This window comes from Pseudodesulfovibrio tunisiensis (assembly GCF_022809775.1).
GTDB lineage: Bacteria > Desulfobacterota > Desulfovibrionia > Desulfovibrionales > Desulfovibrionaceae > Pseudodesulfovibrio > Pseudodesulfovibrio tunisiensis.
In genome coordinates, this window is the sequence record NZ_CP094380.1 from 1,360,285 (window position 1) to 1,377,186 (window position 16,902).

The 16,902-nt window shown below is 60.5% G+C and carries 17 protein-coding genes; 11 read left to right on the forward strand and 6 right to left on the reverse strand.

Annotation, left to right across the window (positions count from 1 at the left end; genetic code table 11):
* Positions 1-198 precede the first annotated feature (198 nt).
* On the forward strand, positions 199-1,878 hold the full coding sequence (locus MPN23_RS06825; RefSeq protein ID WP_243546948.1) for an L-lactate permease: 1,680 nt from the start codon (positions 199-201) through the stop codon (positions 1,876-1,878).
* Positions 1,879-2,127: 249 nt separating this feature from the next.
* Here the strand turns inward: MPN23_RS06825 and MPN23_RS06830 are convergent, their stop codons facing one another.
* Entirely contained in the window at positions 2,128-3,351 is a 1,224-nt protein-coding gene (locus MPN23_RS06830; protein WP_243546949.1) for an ROK family transcriptional regulator, read from the reverse strand.
* A gap of 107 nt (positions 3,352-3,458) precedes the next feature.
* Here MPN23_RS06830 and MPN23_RS06835 point away from each other — a divergent pair, with 107 nt between their 5' ends.
* From MPN23_RS06835 to MPN23_RS06865, 7 genes are all read left to right on the forward strand, one after another.
* Positions 3,459-4,706, forward strand: coding sequence for an extracellular solute-binding protein (locus MPN23_RS06835; RefSeq protein ID WP_243546950.1), 1,248 nt, complete (start codon positions 3,459-3,461; stop codon positions 4,704-4,706).
* A gap of 29 nt (positions 4,707-4,735) precedes the next feature.
* Positions 4,736-5,632 carry a carbohydrate ABC transporter permease gene (locus MPN23_RS06840; RefSeq protein WP_243546951.1) on the forward strand — a complete coding sequence of 299 codons (897 nt, stop codon included), beginning with the start codon at positions 4,736-4,738 and terminating at the stop codon, positions 5,630-5,632.
* Entirely contained in the window at positions 5,632-6,474 is an 843-nt protein-coding gene (locus MPN23_RS06845) for a carbohydrate ABC transporter permease (RefSeq protein ID WP_243546952.1), read from the forward strand. The genes MPN23_RS06840 and MPN23_RS06845 overlap by 1 nt, the downstream gene beginning before the upstream one ends.
* Before the next feature lie 8 nt (positions 6,475-6,482).
* A complete protein-coding gene (locus MPN23_RS06850) occupies positions 6,483-7,502 on the forward strand; it encodes an SIS domain-containing protein (RefSeq protein WP_243546953.1) in 1,020 nt (339 codons plus the stop codon).
* A gap of 10 nt (positions 7,503-7,512) precedes the next feature.
* Positions 7,513-8,460 (forward strand): carbohydrate kinase family protein, encoded by a 948-nt coding sequence (locus tag MPN23_RS06855; RefSeq protein ID WP_243546954.1) that lies wholly within the window; start codon positions 7,513-7,515, stop codon positions 8,458-8,460.
* Between the two features lie 12 nt (positions 8,461-8,472).
* Entirely contained in the window at positions 8,473-9,597 is a 1,125-nt protein-coding gene (locus MPN23_RS06860) for an ABC transporter ATP-binding protein (protein ID WP_243546955.1), read from the forward strand.
* 167 nt (positions 9,598-9,764) lie between these two features.
* Positions 9,765-11,318, forward strand: coding sequence for a sigma-54 interaction domain-containing protein (locus MPN23_RS06865; RefSeq protein ID WP_243546956.1), 1,554 nt, complete (start codon positions 9,765-9,767; stop codon positions 11,316-11,318).
* On the opposite strand, the gene MPN23_RS06870 is transcribed toward MPN23_RS06865, so the two are convergent.
* Positions 11,266-11,697 carry a hypothetical protein gene (locus MPN23_RS06870; RefSeq protein WP_243546957.1) on the reverse strand — a complete coding sequence of 144 codons (432 nt, stop codon included), beginning with the start codon at positions 11,695-11,697 and terminating at the stop codon, positions 11,266-11,268. The two genes, MPN23_RS06865 and MPN23_RS06870, sit on opposite strands and share 53 nt — an antisense overlap.
* Positions 11,698-11,766: 69 nt before the next feature.
* Between MPN23_RS06870 and MPN23_RS06875 the strand changes: the two genes are divergently transcribed.
* Together MPN23_RS06875 and MPN23_RS06880 are read left to right on the forward strand one after the other, a co-directional pair.
* Positions 11,767-12,174, forward strand: a complete 408-nt coding sequence (locus MPN23_RS06875) for a hypothetical protein (protein WP_243546958.1) — start codon at positions 11,767-11,769, stop codon at positions 12,172-12,174.
* Complete coding sequence (locus MPN23_RS06880; RefSeq protein ID WP_243546959.1) at positions 12,171-12,662, forward strand: sugar phosphate isomerase/epimerase family protein; 492 nt, start codon at positions 12,171-12,173, stop codon at positions 12,660-12,662. The genes MPN23_RS06875 and MPN23_RS06880 overlap by 4 nt, the downstream gene beginning before the upstream one ends.
* A gap of 72 nt (positions 12,663-12,734) precedes the next feature.
* On the opposite strand, the gene MPN23_RS06885 is transcribed toward MPN23_RS06880, so the two are convergent.
* Positions 12,735-13,628, reverse strand: coding sequence for an AEC family transporter (locus tag MPN23_RS06885; protein ID WP_243546960.1), 894 nt, complete (start codon positions 13,626-13,628; stop codon positions 12,735-12,737).
* Positions 13,629-13,969: 341 nt separating this feature from the next.
* Positions 13,970-14,380, reverse strand: a complete 411-nt coding sequence (locus tag MPN23_RS06890; protein WP_243546961.1) for a hypothetical protein — start codon at positions 14,378-14,380, stop codon at positions 13,970-13,972.
* Between the two features lie 260 nt (positions 14,381-14,640).
* On the opposite strand from MPN23_RS06890, the gene MPN23_RS06895 reads away from it, so the two are divergent.
* The gene (locus MPN23_RS06895; protein ID WP_243546962.1) at positions 14,641-14,940 is read left to right on the forward strand and encodes a TIGR03905 family TSCPD domain-containing protein; all 300 of its coding nucleotides are present in this window, start codon (positions 14,641-14,643) and stop codon (positions 14,938-14,940) included.
* A gap of 102 nt (positions 14,941-15,042) precedes the next feature.
* Here MPN23_RS06895 and MPN23_RS06900 read toward each other — a convergent pair whose 3' ends face one another.
* Together MPN23_RS06900 and MPN23_RS06905 are read right to left on the reverse strand one after the other, a co-directional pair.
* Positions 15,043-16,059: an electron transfer flavoprotein subunit alpha/FixB family protein gene (locus MPN23_RS06900; RefSeq protein ID WP_243546963.1), complete on the reverse strand. Its 1,017-nt coding sequence runs from the start codon at positions 16,057-16,059 to the stop codon at positions 15,043-15,045.
* Positions 16,060-16,077: 18 nt separating this feature from the next.
* Positions 16,078-16,887 carry an electron transfer flavoprotein subunit beta/FixA family protein gene (locus MPN23_RS06905; RefSeq protein ID WP_243546964.1) on the reverse strand — a complete coding sequence of 270 codons (810 nt, stop codon included), beginning with the start codon at positions 16,885-16,887 and terminating at the stop codon, positions 16,078-16,080.
* Between the last annotated feature and the right edge of the window lie 15 nt (positions 16,888-16,902).

Here is a 16,902-nt window from a genome sequence, read left to right on the forward strand (position 1 = left end):
TCGCGCGGCCTGCGCCTGGAGCGCCCTTAGGTAAGGCGCTCCTCGAACATCAATCAAATTGGGTTTTGCTCTGGCAACCGGCTTCTCTGCAGCCGGGCGGTATCCCCTACGCTTTCTTCTCGCCCCTTCGAGGTAGCGTGGAACCGTCCCGGCCTTTCGGGAACCCCTGACAGGCAAGATCCGCGAGAGAGGAAACGTATGTCGATTTTCATGCTCGCGCTGATGGCCCTCGTGCCCATAGCGCTCGTCCTGGTGCTCATGGTTGGACTCCGCTGGCCCGCCACCAAGGCCATGCCCCTGGCCTGGATCGTCACCAGCCTGCTGGCCGCGTTCGTCTGGAAAATGCCCATGGGGTTCATCGCCGCATCCACTCTCAGCGGATTCGGCAGTGCCATCAACGTACTCATCATCGTGTTCGGCGCCATCCTGATCCTCTACACCCTGCGCGAAAGCGGGGCCATGGAGACCATCAGCGCCGGCTTCTTCGATCTGTCTCCGGACCGCAGGGTACAGACCATCATCATCGCCTTCACGTTCGGCGCGTTCATCGAAGGCGCGGCCGGATTCGGCACCCCGGCGGCCATTGCCGCCCCCCTGCTTCTGGGTCTCGGCTTTCCGGCCATGGCCGCAGTCGTGGTCTGTCTGGTGGCGAACAGCTTCCCGGTGACCTTCGGCGCTGTGGGAACGCCCATCTGGTTCGGCCTCAAGAACCTCAAGCCCCAGGTCACGGCGGACATTGCCAATGGCGTTGCCGGGCTTGATCCTGCCGGATTCAAGGCGTTCCTCCAGCACATTGCCGAGTGGTCCACCCTGCTGCATGCGGCCATGATCTACATCCTGCCCCTGTTCACGGTCTGTTTCCTTACCGGCGTGTTCGGCAGGAAGAAGTCCTGGCTTGAAGGCCTCGGCGTCTGGAAATTCTCGGTGTTCGCGTCCACGGTCTTCCTCATTCCCTATACCTTCACGGCCTTTGCCTTTGGCGAGGAATTCCCGGCCATGCTGGGCGGTCTCGTAAGCCTTGCCTGCGTCATCTTCGCTGCCAAGAAAGGCTTCCTCATGCCCAAGGAGAACTGGGATTTCGCGGAACAGAGCTCCTGGTCCGAAGACTGGGTCGGCACCATTCCCTCGGGTTCCACCACGCTCAAGCCCCGCATGAGCCAGTTTCAGGCATGGCTGCCCTACGTGCTCATCGCGGCGCTGCTGGTCCTGACCCGTCTGGAATCCCTGCCCTTCAAGGGAATGCTGAATTCCTTCGCCCTGAGCTGGAAGCACATTCTGGGCTATGAAACCGTGAACTTCACCATGAAGCCCCTGTACCTGCCCGGCGTGATTCCCTTCACTCTCGTGGCCATCATCACCGCGTTCCTGCACCGCATGGAAAAGCCCAAGGTTTCCAAGGCATGGGGCGACGCATTCAAGGCCCTGAAAAACCCGACCATCGCCATGCTTTTTGCCGTGGCCATGGTGGAAATCTTCAAGCAGTCCGGCAACAATCCCATGGATTACCAGTCCATGCCCCTGAGCATGGCCGACGCCTCCGCTGCCATCGTGGGCAATGCATGGCCAGCATTCGCCTCCTTTGTCGGCGCACTCGGTTCCTTCATCACCGGTTCCGCCACGGTCTCGAACCTGCTGTTCGGCGAATTCCAGTATGGCGTGGCCTCCAGCCTCGGCATCAGCCACGAGATCATCGTGGCGATCCAGTCCGTGGGCGCAGCCATGGGCAACATGATCTGCGTGCACAACATCGTTGCCGCCTCGGCCACCGTCGGTCTGGTGGGCATGGAAGGCCTGATCCTCCGCCGCACCTTCCCGCCCCTCATGCTTTACGGCATCGTGGTAGGCACCGTCGGCATGTTCTTCGTGTTCATGCTCTAGTCGCACCCAGAAAGACGGGGCCGCGTGCGACACGCACAGCAAGACAACGCCCCCGCGCCAAGGCGCGGGGGCGTTCCTGTTGCCTCCGACAGCTGAAATTCTTTGAAAGGAATTCACCCTGCCGAAACAGAATTCAAAAAAGTGGAAAAAGAACTCTTCCCTCTTTCCCCCATCTGGGGATCCATGGGGCCCTGCTCCTTGGCAGGTCCGGGCACGCCCGGCCCTCCGGGAGGGTCGCCAGCGGCCCGCCTAGCATTTGAGCAGCATATCCACCTGAGGACTCAGCTGGGAAAAAACGGCCAGAGCCGCCGCCCCCAGAGCCGTGGAATTGGGGCCGCACGCACCGAGCATGACACGCGAGCCGAGAGAACTGTCGCTGGTGGTCACGGTGGCATGCAGCGGTTCAAGCCGGGAAATGATGACTTCCAGCACACTCCGGGGCAGCCGTCCGCCGATCATGATGGCATCGGTATCGAGCACGGATTCCAGAATGTTGATGGCCAGTCTGAGCCGGGGGATGGCCGAATCGAGCCATGCCATGATGCGCGGGTCCTCTTCCCGAAAGAGCCGCTCCACGACCTTGATGGATTCCCGGTTGGGATTGTCCATGCCGATGGCGTCGTAGATGGCCTGCAGCGAAACATAGCGCTCCAGACATCCCCTGTTGCCGCACGGGCATTCCCGGCCGTCCGGGTCCACGATCATGTGCCCGATTTCCCCGGCATTGTGTCCGCCGCCAGCATAGAGGCTGCCGTTGAGATGCAGCCCGGCACCAAGACCGAGACCGAAATAGATGTAGGCGTAGCTGTCCAGTTCATGCCCTGTCCCGAACTGATGCTCGCCCACGGACGCGGCAGAGGCATCGTTTTCCACGATCACGGGCAGGCCGAGGGTATCGCTGAGCCACTGGGGCACTTCGGGTTCGGCCCAGCGCGGCAGGGCCGTGGGCCCGAGCGAGGACACGCCCGCCACATTGAACGGGCCGGGCAGCGCCAGTCCGATGCCCACGAGCCGTTCGGCCTGTTCCGGCCGCTCCCGTTCCAGTTTCGCCAGAATGTCCTTGAGAATGCCCGCAGCGGTCTCCGGATCGGGATAGATCACGTCGCAGGTTTCCTCCCACAGGATTTCCCCGCTCAGGTTGGTGAGCACGGCCACAAGGGAAAACTGGTCGAGATGAATGCCCAGCGCAAACCCGCCGTCCGCACGGAAATTCACGCCCACCCCGGGATGCCCGCGCTTGCGCCCGGTCTTCTCGTTGGGTTCGAGCGTGACAAGTCCGTCCTCTTCCAGCTCCGCAACGATGTTCTGGATGGTCTGGCGCGACAGCAGGGTGATGCGGGCGATATCGGCGCGGGAAAGCGGTCCTCGGGTACGCACGACCTCGAGCACCACACGGTGATTGTGGCTCTTGGCCTGCACCAGATTGGTGCCCGTGGTCCTGAAGGATGCGGGAAGCTGAATTTGGGTTGGCATGACAACAGGATACTCCCAATCTTTTTTTAAATCAATTTGACAAAAAAAATAGGTGGCGGTAACGGTCTCCGCAGACAGGAGTCCAACAACCATCAGGAGGCTAAGCGATGAAACTGAGGACTTTCTTGACCGCACTCGCGGCGACGACCCTTTTTCTGGCCATGGCCGTCACCGCTCATGCGGAGACCACGCTCAACGCGCTGTTCATGAGCCAGGCCGCCTACAGCGAGGCCGACGTCAAGGCCATGACCGCGGACTTCGAAGCCGCCAATCCCGGCCTCAAGGTCAATCTGGAATTCGTTCCGTACGAGGCCCTGCACGACAAGATCATCGCTGCCAAGGGCGCGGGAGACCGCGGCTACGACGTGGTTCTCTTCGACGTGGTCTGGCCTGCGGAATTCGCCAAGCGCGGCTTTCTGGTGGACGTGACCGACCGCATTTCCAAGGAAGTGGAACAGCAGGTCTTCGACGGCGCCTGGACCACTGTCAGCTGCAACGGGCAGCGCTACGGCATGCCCTGGATTCTGGACACCAAGTACATGTTCTACAACAAGGACATGCTCAGGAAGGCCGGATTCAGCAATCCCCCCAAAACCTGGAAGGAACTGGCCGAACAGGCGACCGCCATCAAGGCCAAGGGCATCGTGGAATACCCCATCGTGTGGAGCTGGTCCCAGTCCGAAGCCATGATCTGCGACTACACCACGCTGGTGGCTGCCTACGGCGGCAAGTTCTTCGAGAACGGCAAGCCCGCCTTCAACAAGGGTGGCGCTCTGGACGCAGTGACCTACATGGCCGCCTCCCTCAAGGACGGCCTGACCAACCCCAGTTCCCGCGAATACCTCGAAGAGGACGTGCGCCGCGTGTTCTCCAACGGCGAAGCCGCCTTTGCCATGAACTGGACCTACATGTACAATCTGGCCAACGATCCCAAGGAAAGCAGGGTCGCGGGCAATGTGGACGTCATGCCCTGCCCGGGCGTGGACGGCATTTCCACGGCTTCCGGCGTGAACGGCTCCATGGGTCTTGGCATCACCAGCAACAGCGTTCATCAGGACGAGGCATGGAAGTTCATCACCTTCCTGACCAGCCAGCCCGTGCAGAACAGGTACGCACGCCTGAGCCTGCCCATCTGGAAGTCCTCCTATTCCGACCCGGAAGTGGTCAAGGGACAGGAAGCGCTGGTCAAGGCGGCCAGTCAGGGCATCGCGGTCATGACCCCGCGCCCGCTGGTACCGTCCTACACCGAGCTGTCCAACATCCTGCAGCGCTACATTCATGAAGCCCTGCTCGGAGAGGCGACTCCTGCCGACGCAATGGACAAGGCCGCCAAACGGGCCGCCCGACTGAGATAAGAAACGATTCAACGGACGACTGAAACAGAATGATCATGGAAAGCTGGCGTCGAAAGCGCGAGGTATGGGTGCTTTTGGCGCCAGCTCTTGCCATCCTTGCGGTGGTGACCTTCACCCCGCTGCTCCGTACCCTCTGGCTGAGTTTCACCAATGCGGAAATCACGGCCCTTGATCAGGCCGTGGAATGGGTCGGGTTCGAGAACTACATCTGGGCCCTGACCGATCCGGACTTCCGCGACGCCCTGTGGCGCACCCTGTATTTCACCATCATGTCCGTGGGACTGGAAACCGTGTTCGGCGTGGCCGTGGCCATGCTCCTGAACGTGGAATTCAAGGGCCGGGCTCTGGTCCGCACCCTGATCATCCTGCCATGGGCCGTGCCCACCATCGTCAACGCCATGATGTGGCGGCTGATCTTCCACCCGGACTACGGCAGCTTCAACGCGGCCCTGACCCAGCTCGGCATCACGGAAAGCTACCGCTCGTGGCTGGGCGACCCGGGAATCGCCATGAACATGGTCATCCTTGCGGACGTGTGGAAGAACTATCCGCTCATCGCCTTCGTGGTGCTGGCCGCGCTTCAGACCATCCCCCGCGAGCTGTTCGACGCGGCGCGCGTGGAGGGAGCCGGGGCATGGCACCAGTTCCGCAGCATCATCATGCCCGGAATCATCGGTCCCCTGCTGGTCATCGTGATTCTGCGGACCATCGAGGCCTTCCGCGTGTTCGACATCGTGTACGCCATGACCCGCGGCGGCCCGGCGGATTCCACGAAAACCGCGAGTTTCTTCGTGTATCAGGAATATTTCGCCTACCTGCGCTCGGGCAGCGGCGCGTCCTACGCCGTGCTCGTGGCCGTGATCAGCGCGCTCATGATCGCCGTGTACTTCAACATGATCCGCAGACAGAATCAGGGGGGATACTGATGCACAGAAGCTTCCTGCATACCTGCTGTCTCTATGCGGCCGTGCTGCTCATCGCCGTGGTCACGCTGGCCCCGCTTGCATGGCTGGTCATCATGAGCGTGATGAGCCCCCGGGAACTGCTCGCCGTGCCCCTGAACTGGCTGCCCGAGCACTGGGACTGGTCCCGCTACGCCCAACTGCTGGGCATGAACGGCGACATCGCGGACAACCTGTTTCTGCACGCACTGCGCAACAGTCTGATCGCCGCATCCGGGTCCGCATTCATCGCCCTGCTCACGGGCATTCCTGCGGCCTACGCCTTTTCGCGGCGCAACGGTCCCCGGGCCATCCTGTTCCTGATGCTGGCGACCTTCATGATGCCGCCCATCACCTACATCCTGCCCCTGTACACCATGTTCAGCGGACTGGGCATGCTCAACAGCCCGTTCACCCTGATCGCGGTCTACTGCACCATGGTGCTGCCCTTTGCCACATGGCTGATGAAAAGCAATCTGGACGTGCTGCCCGTGGAAGTGGAACACGCCGCCGTGGTGGAAGGCGCAGGCACCCTGCGCACCCTGTGGAGCGTTGTCCTGCCCATGGCCAAACCCGCGCTCGTGGCAACGGCCATGCTCTCCTTTCTGCTCGCATGGGACGAATTCTTCTATTCCCTGATCCTGAACAGCGATCTCCGGGGAAAAACCCTGCCCGTGGCCATTGCGGACTTTGCGGCAGGACGTGTTACCGACTATGGCCTGATCGCGGCCGTGGGCGTGCTGGCTTCCCTGCCGCCCACCCTGCTCGCCGTATTCTTCCAGAAACATCTCGTCCACGGCCTTGCTGCCGGGGGCGTCAAAGGTTGATGAAATCAATGCAGAACCAGAACGCCAGCCTCACCGGGCTGCAAATGCTCCAAGATGAAATGGGTCGCCAGCACAAGGACGCCCTGAGTTCCTTTCACCTGGCCGAACCCATTGCCGTGGAAATCGCCGCAAGCCTGAAAAACACCGGACGACTCATGCTTCTGGGCATGGGCGCATCCCACTGGGTGAACCGCATCGTGGAACCCGCGTACCGCGCAGCAGGCATCGACGCCACGGCTCAGGTCATCTCCGAATATCTCCGGGCGCCCATTGCCGGAAAGCCCATGACCCAGATTCTGACCTCCCAGTCCGGCGGTTCCGGCGAGATCATCCGCTATCTGGACGACACCCCGGATCATACCCATTTCTTCGGCCTGACTCTGGATTCGAACAGCCCGCTGGCCCAGCGTCTGCCCAGCCTGATCGGCGCGGGTGGCGTGGAAAAGGCGTTCGCAGCCACGCGCAGCATTCTGATCTCCCTGGCCCTGCACGCTGCCGTGCTGGAAAAACTGGGTCTGCCTCAGGATCAACTTCTGGCCGCCCTGTCCAATCCCGTTGAATGCGACGATGCGGAAGCCGTGGAACTGCTCGCAAAAAGCAAGTGCATCATCTTTTCCGGCCGCAACCTGCTTCAGGGCGTGGCCGATGCCGGTTCCCTCTGTCTCATGGAGCTGGGCCGGATTCCCACCCTGTCCCTTGAAGGCGGCCAGTTCCGCCACGGTCCGTTCGAGGTGCTCAAGCCCGGCATCGGCGTAATTCTGCTCGCACCGGTGGAGGACGAATCCGACTCGGTCAAACGCCTTGCCTCGGAATGCGTGGCAGCAGGCATGCGTCCCGTGCTTTTCGACCTGCGCGGCGGCGAAGCTCCCGAAGGCTGCGTGACCATCTCCCTGCCGAATCGTCCCGGCATGGGCGGCGCGGCCGAGGCCGTGGTCGCCATGCAGGCAGCACTGGTCAAGGCTGCTGCCCTCATGGTTCCGGAAGTGGGAACGCCCCTGCGCTCCTCCAAGGTCACCAACGGCGAGTAGGGGCGATTTCGTGGACGCATCCCAACTGCTCATCATCGGCAACGTCAACGCGGACCTCATCCTCGGGCCCATGGACAAATGGCCCGAGGAAGGCACGGAAACCGTGTTCTCCATGAGCGACCTCAGGCCCGGCGGCTCCGCAGGCAACACGGCTCTGGCCCTCAAGGCGCTGGACCAGCCCTGCCGCCTGATCTCGGCAGTGGGCAGCGACCACGTGGGCCGCTGGCTTCAGGAGGAGTACGGCGAGGCCGCCGAAGGCTGGTCCTTCATCAACGGACCGACCACGGTTTCCATCGGCATTGTCCATGCCAGCGGGGACCGCACCTTTCTGACCACGCCCGGGCATCTGGAACAGTTCACCACGCGCCATATCATGGACGCGCTCCAGGGACTGCCCGGCAAGGGCGGACTGGCCATGCTGTCCGGCGTGTTCCTCAGCCCGGACCTTGCGGACGGCTACGGCGAACTCATCGACGAACTGCTGAACCGAGGCTACGAACTGGCGGTCGACCCGGGCTGGCCCTGCTACGGCTGGACCCAAAATCTGGAAGACGAACTGCTCGGCTGGTTCGGCAAATGCCGCCACATCCTGATCAACGACAAGGAAGCCACGGCCCTGAGCCACGAGGACACGGTGGAGGCAGCAGCCGCCACTCTGGGCCGACAGCTCCCGGACGACTGCATCGTGGTGATCAAGAACGGCCCAGACGGCGCGCTTGTTCATGCGGAAGGGCGGACCTTCTCGGTGCCCGCGCCCCGGGTGAAGCCCTTCGACACCATTGGCGCGGGCGACTGCTTCAATGCCGGATACCTTCAGGCCCTGTGCAGCGGCGAGGACCTGAAAGCAGCCGTGGAAACCGGTGTGCTGACCGCATCCAGTGCCATCAACACGTTTCCGCGCACCCATCCGGCCATGCGGGACATCAAGGCAATGAGGGAAGCCCGTACCGCGGCTTAATGGAGGCTTTCAATGGCGGATGCAAACAAACCGATTCTGGACATTCAGTCCCTCGGCAAATCCTACGGAAGGACCGAAGTTCTGAAAAACATCGACGTATCCATGGGGGACGGCGAATTCCTGGTGCTGGTCGGCCCCTCGGGGTCCGGCAAATCCACGCTGCTCTCCTGCATCGCGGGCCTGACCGACGTGACCGGCGGCAGCATCATGATCGACGGCAGGGACATGACCCGGGTCAAGCCCAGCGAGCGGAACATCGCCATGGTGTTCCAGTCCTACGCCCTGTTTCCGACCATGACCGTGGAAGGCAACATCACGTTCGGCATGCGCGTGCGCCGCGTGGACAAGGCGGAACAGGCCAGACGCGTGCAGCGCGTGGCCGAAATGCTCAAGATCGACCATCTGCTGGACCGCAAACCGGCCCAGCTTTCCGGCGGTCAGCGGCAGCGCGTGGCCATGGCCCGTGCTCTGGTGCGCAATCCCAAGCTCTTCCTGTTCGACGAACCGCTCTCCAATCTGGACGCCAAGCTGCGCGTGTCCATGCGCTCCGAGATCAAGCGGCTGCACCGGACCATGAACGCCTCCATCGTGTACGTGACCCACGACCAGATCGAGGCCATGACTCTGGCGACCCGCATCGCCCTGCTGAACAACGGCATTCTCCAGCAGATCGGCACGCCCAAGGAACTGTACAACTCACCCGCCAACACGTTTGTCGCGGATTTCATGGGTTCCCCGCCCATGAACCTGATCCCGGCCACCGTGCATGCGGAACAGGGCGGCGTTCGCATTGCCATCGAACGCGACAACGGCGACAAGGTCGTGCTGTTCGACACAACTCCGCCAGCCGCGCTTGCCGGCATGAACGGCAAGACCGTGACCTTCGGCATCCGGCCCGAAGCCATGATCGACGCGACCGAAAACGTTCCCGCCCACTTCCAGACCATGACGCACACCGTGGACATGGTGGACCCGGCCGGAGCCGACACGTTCGCCATCATGCAGCTCGGCGGCCGCGACGTCACGGCCCGGCTGCACGGCGACTCGAATCTGGAGCCCGGCGGCACGCACTCGTTCGCGCTCGACCTGACCCATGTTTCCTATTTCGATCCGGAGTCCGGGCTTCGGATCGCGTAGCTCCGACAGCAAGATCACGAAACAGGCCGGAATCATGACGATTCCGGCCTTGATTTTGCCCCAGCCCTCTTCTGTCGCTCCACACGATTCGTTTTTCAATCCTCTGAAAAACTGCTATCTGCATTCTCAGCCATATCGAAAACCACTTTCCCCAACGGCACGAGAAAATGAAGCCAGCAGCAGTTCACGATCTGTTTCCGAATGTCGACCCCGGTTCCATTCCCTTCCTTCCCATTTTCGACCAGTTCGACATGGGCGTGGTCATCACGGATACCGTGGGCACGATTCTCTACTTCAACGACGTGCAGGCGCGCATCGACAACCTCGACCCCGAAGCCGTTATCGGCAAGAAGGTCGTTGACTGCTACCGCGTGGATGACGACGACACTCCGATCATGAAATGCGTGAATTCGGGCCGCGCCGTGGACAACTTCACCTGCTACTACCGCACCCGGCTGGGAAAGGTGGTCAATTCCATACACAACGTGTATCCGCTGCGTTCCTGCAACGCCCTGATCGGCACGATCTGTTTCGTACGGGATTACAGCATCACCCGGGAAACCTTCGAAACCATTTCCCAACCCCATGCAAGCCGCGAAATACGGACTTTCAACATTCCGGCCACTCCGACCCGGGACCACCCCGACCTCGGAAACGGAACCCGTTTTTCCTTCAAGGACATCATCGGGCAGTCCCCGGAGTTCGTCAAAGCCATGGAATCGGCCCGCGTGGCGTCGGCTTCCCCCTCATCCATCATGATCTACGGCGAAACCGGCACCGGCAAGGAACTTCTGGCCCAGTCCATCCACAACGAAAGCACGCGCAAGGACAAACCCTTCACCGCCATCAACTGTGCCGCCATCCCGGAGCATCTGCTGGAGGGCATCCTGTTCGGAACAGCCAAGGGCGCGTTTACCGGCGCTCTGGACAAGCAGGGACTCTTCGAGCAGGCCGACGGCGGCACTCTCTTCCTTGACGAAATAAACTCCATGTCCATCGGCTTGCAGGCAAAACTGCTGCGCGTCGTTCAGGAGCGCAAGGTCCGGCGCATTGGTTCGCTCAGGGAAACCAGAATGGACATCCGAATCATCAGCTCGGTGAATGAAGACCCGCATCTGGCAGCGGAAAGAGGCGCGCTTCGCTATGACCTGCTGTACCGTCTGGGCGTGCTGATCATCCGGATTCCCCCTCTTCGGGAACGCATGGGTGACATGGAAAAGCTGATCCAGCATTTCCTGCACAAATACAGCGCGCTCCTCGACAAGACGGTCAACACCATCTCGGCCGAAGTCATGGACCTGCTCCACAATCACCGCTGGACCGGCAATGTCCGGGAACTGGAGCATGTCATCGAAGGCGCGGTCAATCTGGTCCGGAAGGGAGAGACCATTGCCACCCGGCATTTGCCGGATCACATCAGGGAAACGCTCTCGGCTCCGATCCAGCCCTCCGCCCGCCCGGGAACACCGGCAACCACCACCTCCGCCTCACTCAACGTCGTCTTTCCCGAGAAAACGCACACGCCTGCCACGGCAGCGCCCTTTGACGGGAAATCGCTGGCAAGCATTCAGGCAGACAACGAAAGCCGAACCATTCGGGAAATGCTGACCTTTTTTCAGGGCAATGTTTCCAGAGCAGCAAGAGAACTGGACCTTTCCCCACAGTTGCTCAATTACAAGATGAAGAAATACGACATCCAGCGAAAGGACTTCCTTTTGTAGCAATTCCGCGGCCCCGACTCGTTCGCATCCCTTTCCCCGGCAGCCACGACAACGGCTTTCCTTGCCAATCTTTTTTTGCCAATTTGAAATCTGACTTTAAATTGGCAAAATCTGGCTGTGTTTTTTCTTTCTCCCCTGCATTCACATCATCACCTTGCACAACAAAACCTCCTTTATTTTCAGCATAATAAAACAATAAAAATCTTTCATGCAAACGTGGCACATACGTTGCTAAATCTTCAAGCATACGGGCAACGCTTGTTGGAAAGGTAGCCACAAGAAAAAACATATACCGTTTCCGCATTTTGAATGCGTCATTTCGTAAAACTGCCTTTTCCAAATGCAAGCAGCCAGGCATTTCACTGGTTTTCCATTCCATGAAAGAGTCTGGCATATTTCACAGGAAGATCGACAACGGTTTCAAACATCAATCAATGGAGGCTCCATCATGCAAAAGGCTATGAAACTCGGACTGCACACCTACACGCTTCATCTCTGGGGACTGGGTCAGAATTGGGGCATGATTGCCGAGCCGCGGCCCAAGGAAATGACCTTGCTCCAGCTGATGGACAAGGCCGTGGAATGGGGCCTTGACGGACTCCACATCACTGGTTGCGATCTGGAAAGCAAGGACGACCAGCGTCTGAAGGAAGTGAAGGAAGCCGCCGAAGCCCGGGGACTGTATCTGGAGTACAATTTCTCTCTGGACGAGGAATTCGACCCTCGCCTGACCAACAGCGTGGAAGACGGCATTCGCATTGCCGACAAGATCGGTGCTGATCTGGCCAAGATCAGTCTGGACATCCGCCGCCGCCCCGCCCCCTGTACGGCAGCTGCTTTCATCCCAAGGTCATGACGCAGCTTTGCAGCGTCTACGACGAAGTGATCGCCGCACTGCCTCTGCTGGAAAAGACCGGCATCAGGCTCGCTCTGGAAAATCACACGGAAACATTCGCCGATGAAATCCTGTGGCTGATCAACAGGATCAACCATCCGCAGGTGGGAGCCTGCGTGGACACGGTCAATTCCATGGGCGTTCTGGAAAATCCCGAATCCGCAGTGAAGAAGCTGGCCCCCTATGCCTTCTCCAACCACTTCTGCGACCACAAGCTCGACCGCGACCAGTTCGGCATCCGCTTTCACGGCGTTGCCCTCGGCGATGGCGACATCGACTGCTTCAAGACCTACGACATCATAAGAAAGGAATCCCCGACCGATCGCATCACCTTCGAGATCGAATGGGACATGGAAAACGATTCCCTTGAAGTCGCCCGGGACAAGCAGATGGATGCATGCATCCGGAGCATCAAGTACGCCCGCGACGTTCTCAAGATCGGAATGTAACGCAAAAGAAATCACCGCCTCCGGAGACCTTCCGGAGGCGGTGACACGACAGATAAAACGGATTCGGCACCATCAGTACAGACTGATGAGCCAATACCAGACAGGCATGGTCGCGAAACAGAGCGGCACGCCGATCCCGAGCAGGGACGCGGCCAGTCCCGGATTCAGACCGTAGCGCATGGCCACGATGCCTCCGGTGATCATGGGCCCGGCCGCGGCCTCGAACACCGATACGCGCGCGGCCATTCCCGGCTGATCCGGCACGACCAGATACAGCAGGAACATCAGGGCCGGAGCCGCGACCAGCTTGTATCCGAGTCCAATGCCGAGCGCACTTCCGGTTTCCCGCACCTGCCGCCAGTCCAGCGTCAATCCGACAACGATCATGGCCAGGGGAGTCAATGGCGCGCCCAGCCATGACAAGGCTGTTTCCAACCACGCAGGATACGCCACGGGTTGCAGGGCAAACCCCGCGAGCAGTGCCGGAAACGGCGGAAACAGAATCACCCGTCGCACGACTCCGCCCAGTCCCACAGCCCTGCCCGAAGCCCGAACCGCAAGGATCATGCCGGGGACGGACAGCACCAGAAAGGTTCCGGCCAGATCGCACAGCATGCCGGTTCCCAGATGCTCCGGGCCGTAGAACGCCTCTATCATGGGCAATCCCACAAACGAGGTGTTGCCCAACCCCGCAGTGAGGGCCAGGCAGACAACGCTTTTTTCCGACAGGGTGCACACGCGCCCGGCCAATCGAAACACGGCATACCCGACAGCGAAGACGATCCATGCCATCAGGGCCGGAAGCAGCAGTTCCGGTCCCACTGGCAGGGCATGAACATGCAGCAGAGCCAGCGCGGGCAGACACACGCAGATCACGGCGTGATTCAGCCATTCCCGCGTTCGTCCCCCGGCAAGCCCGAATCGATTGAGAGCCAGTCCCAAGGCCAGACTTCCCACCATGATCATGAATCGTTCCACCCGCAGTACCCCTTGTCTCGACCATGCAACCGGTTGAAAAAATTGTACCCGTCATGCCCGGATCATCCGCCGGTTCAAAAAACTTGCCGCAACGTCCAATACCCCATTTCCACCCGATCAACCCATTCGAATCACAACCTGTTGATATACAATGATAAAATTATATTTCCTTCTGACCGAACAAGTTGGCACACGGATTGCTATATTTCAAGCATCCTTACTTCTTTTGCCAACGAGAAACAAAAAGGCTTCCCCGGACGGTCCGGGGAAGCCTTTCTCGCTTTCAATGAACGACCCGAAACAATGCGGTCGTGTCTCCGGGCAGTCTGCTAGGCCACGGCAGCTCTGGAAGCATTCCAGGCCTCGCCGATGCGGGTCTGCACATAGGCAACCAGCTCCTCTTCGGCGGAAGACACGTCGAAACACCGCGCGTCCTTGCCTGCCAGCCCTTCGGGCACCCAGTCCCCGATCTCGTCGGGATCGGAAACCTGATCGTCGTAAAAGCACACGGACAGCCAGCGATCCTCGGGATCGTCGTCCACCACGTCCACCATCACGAAAAGGTCGCGCTCGTGGCCCGGACACTTGCCGCGCAGGGAATAGCTGACCCCGGGACGGGACTTGAACGAGAGTTCCGCGTTTTCACAGGATTCCAGAAAGCTCTTGAACCGCTCGAAGGCAGGTTTGACCTCGGCGGGATCACTGGTCCACGTGTCAAGAAAGGCGAGGCATTCGGTCATGATCATTCTGCTCCGTTTTTTGATGGAATTCGCGCATCCCGGCCGATGCGCGAGGGAAAATGTACCCGGCCTTTCCGTCAATGGCAACGACCCGCGACAGTAGGCTTTTCCAATATCCCGATACGGATATCCCGCGGCATCCGTACGCCGCGACAAGCGGCTTGGCCGAGCCCCTTGCATCTCGGTCCCGAATGCGGTACCCAAATCTTCCCGTTTGTTACCCGATTCACAAAACCACACCAAATTACAGGATATTTTCCATGAAAAATCTTGATCTCAATATGCTTTCCCCGTTCGCAGCCAATGACGACCGCGAAACCTTCACTCCCAAGGGCGTCTGTTCGAAGTTGATCCGTTTTGCCGTGGAGGACGGCAAGGTCCGCAATGTCGCCTTTACCGGTGGGTGCGACGGCAATCTCAAGGGGATTGCCAAACTCGTCGAAGGCATGGACGCGGAAGAGGTCATTGAAAAGCTTCAGGGCATTACCTGCGGCAAGAAGGCCACCTCCTGCCCGGACCAGTTTTCCATTGCCCTGCGCGAATACCTGAACAATCATTAGACGTTTCGCCCTCCGAACAACAGGGCACGAATCATTTTCCCCATACAAGAAACGGGCTGCCGTCCAAGACGGCAGCCCGTTTTCATACACTCAACAAGTCTGCTAGCCGTTCAGCAGCTCGTTCACGGCCTGCATGACCTCGAAGGCATCGGCAACGTAAAGCACGTCGCACTTGCCCTGAGCCCAGCCGCAGGAGGCGTCGGTATTGATGGCGCGGCGTTCATTGATGAATCGCCAGCCAACAACATGCGGTTCCTCGCCGTGGCAGCAGGTGGCAAGTCCCTTGGGGTGACGCGGCGTAGCGCCGGTCTGGCCGACCTGATGCATGTGGGTGAGAAAGGAAATGACATCCTGCCCCTCGCCGGACAGGTCCACCAGCGACTTGGACGAGCCAAGGGAAGCCTTGGTCCTGCCCAGAAATCCCAGAATGACCTGCTCGGCCACATCCACATGCGTGGCACCGTCGCCCTGCTTCTTGGTCCAGCCGGCTCCGGCCACGAACAGCACGGACGCGTCCGGACGAATGGTCTGCTCGTCCTCGCTGGGGGCCTGAATGCCCACGACCTTGGTGCGCATGGCGGGCAGAGCCGCATCCACGGCCTGCACCTCGACCGAAGCCTCGCCTTCGAACGGAGCGAAGCAGCCCGGATCAAGAGTCACGATCCACGGACGCTCCTCGCGGGTGAAGGAGCCTTCCATGCGCTGGCGATAATACCAGCGGGAAGCAACAGGCTTGCCGTCCCTGACCTCGATGCCGGACAGGTGGGTATCCACCCTGCCCTGCAGCCGCACAGCCAGTCCGGGCAAGGCGCGGCTGAAACGGTAGGAAGCCGGAGCCACGATGATGTCTGCGCCAGCAGCCTTGGCAATGGCCTCGGCAGCGGCCAGATCCGAAGCATAGCGCGGCGCGGCGAACTCTTCGCCGGACACGCCGAAAAACGCTCCATTGCATCCGCCGATGGAGTCGGCAGCAGCCTGAACATCCGCACCGATGATGCCGACGGCGAATTCTCCGCCAAGTCCTTCGGCCAGCGCCTTGGCACCGGTCAGGGCCTCGCGGGCCGCCTTGTGCAGGGAACCGTCAGCCTCGGTGTGCGCGAGAAAAAGAATCTTGCTCATATGTCCATCCTTGATTGCTTAGGCGGAAAGCCAGTCCACGATCTCCCGGGCGATCTCGTCGACCGGGGTGTCCTTGACAATACGGGTCTCGCGGCGCTGGGCCGGGACCTGAACCGCCTCGAAGGACAGGGAAGAGCCGGACACGTCGCCGGGCTTGGCCTGAGCCAGGGCAGGCATGATCTTCTGCATGTTCTGCATGCCGACCTGCGGATTGTTCGGAGGCTCGGGCAGTTCGCCGGTAGCCCATCCGAGCACGGCGGGCGCGCCGTCCACCACGGAAGTCTGGTAGCAGCCGCCCTCGATGCGCTCCATGATCTCCAAAGAGCCGTCATCGCCCACGGTGAGCTTGTCCACGCCCTGAAACTGTTCGGTCACGCCGAGCATTTCGCCCACCATCTGCATGACCGCGCCGGAACCGCGCGAAGCCGACTGCCAACCGCCGAACAGAAGCAATCTGTCCCTGTCCAGACCGGGAATGGCCTCGATGGACCGGGAAAGCACGCTGGCGGTCTCAAAGGCATCCGTAAAACCGGAGGCATTGCCGTCCGCAACCACGATTTCGAACGGCACCTTCTGGGCCACGTTCATCATGACCTGCTGCAACTTGGCCTTGGGGCCGAGACATACCAGCCAGACCTTGCTGCCCGGATGGCTTTTGGCCAGATTCGCGGCCTCGTACAAGGCATGACCGGCCCAGGGATCAAGCACGGCGGGAAGCATCATTTCGTTCTTCAGCGCATATCCGCCGGGACCCTGCACAGGTTCGAGCTTCTGCAAGGGGTCCGGAACGATACTGCCGCAAACCACGATGTGGAATTCATTGCTCATTGGCATTCTCCTTGG

Coding starts and splice junctions, on each gene's coding strand:
- MPN23_RS06850 (WP_243546953.1), top strand. CDS start 6,483: ATGCAGAACCAGAACGCCAGCCTCACCGGGCTGCAAATGCTCCAAGAT.
- MPN23_RS06895 (WP_243546962.1), top strand. CDS start 14,641: ATGAAAAATCTTGATCTCAATATGCTTTCCCCGTTCGCAGCCAATGAC.
- MPN23_RS06900 (WP_243546963.1), bottom strand. CDS start 16,059: ATGAGCAAGATTCTTTTTCTCGCGCACACCGAGGCTGACGGTTCCCTG.
- MPN23_RS06880 (WP_243546959.1), top strand. CDS start 12,171: ATGACGCAGCTTTGCAGCGTCTACGACGAAGTGATCGCCGCACTGCCT.
- MPN23_RS06825 (WP_243546948.1), top strand. CDS start 199: ATGTCGATTTTCATGCTCGCGCTGATGGCCCTCGTGCCCATAGCGCTC.
- MPN23_RS06845 (WP_243546952.1), top strand. CDS start 5,632: ATGCACAGAAGCTTCCTGCATACCTGCTGTCTCTATGCGGCCGTGCTG.
- MPN23_RS06890 (WP_243546961.1), bottom strand. CDS start 14,380: ATGACCGAATGCCTCGCCTTTCTTGACACGTGGACCAGTGATCCCGCC.
- MPN23_RS06830 (WP_243546949.1), bottom strand. CDS start 3,351: ATGCCAACCCAAATTCAGCTTCCCGCATCCTTCAGGACCACGGGCACC.
- MPN23_RS06835 (WP_243546950.1), top strand. CDS start 3,459: ATGAAACTGAGGACTTTCTTGACCGCACTCGCGGCGACGACCCTTTTT.
- MPN23_RS06885 (WP_243546960.1), bottom strand. CDS start 13,628: ATGATCATGGTGGGAAGTCTGGCCTTGGGACTGGCTCTCAATCGATTC.
- MPN23_RS06875 (WP_243546958.1), top strand. CDS start 11,767: ATGCAAAAGGCTATGAAACTCGGACTGCACACCTACACGCTTCATCTC.
- MPN23_RS06840 (WP_243546951.1), top strand. CDS start 4,736: ATGATCATGGAAAGCTGGCGTCGAAAGCGCGAGGTATGGGTGCTTTTG.
- MPN23_RS06865 (WP_243546956.1), top strand. CDS start 9,765: ATGAAGCCAGCAGCAGTTCACGATCTGTTTCCGAATGTCGACCCCGGT.
- MPN23_RS06860 (WP_243546955.1), top strand. CDS start 8,473: ATGGCGGATGCAAACAAACCGATTCTGGACATTCAGTCCCTCGGCAAA.
- MPN23_RS06905 (WP_243546964.1), bottom strand. CDS start 16,887: ATGAGCAATGAATTCCACATCGTGGTTTGCGGCAGTATCGTTCCGGAC.
- MPN23_RS06870 (WP_243546957.1), bottom strand. CDS start 11,697: ATGGAATGGAAAACCAGTGAAATGCCTGGCTGCTTGCATTTGGAAAAG.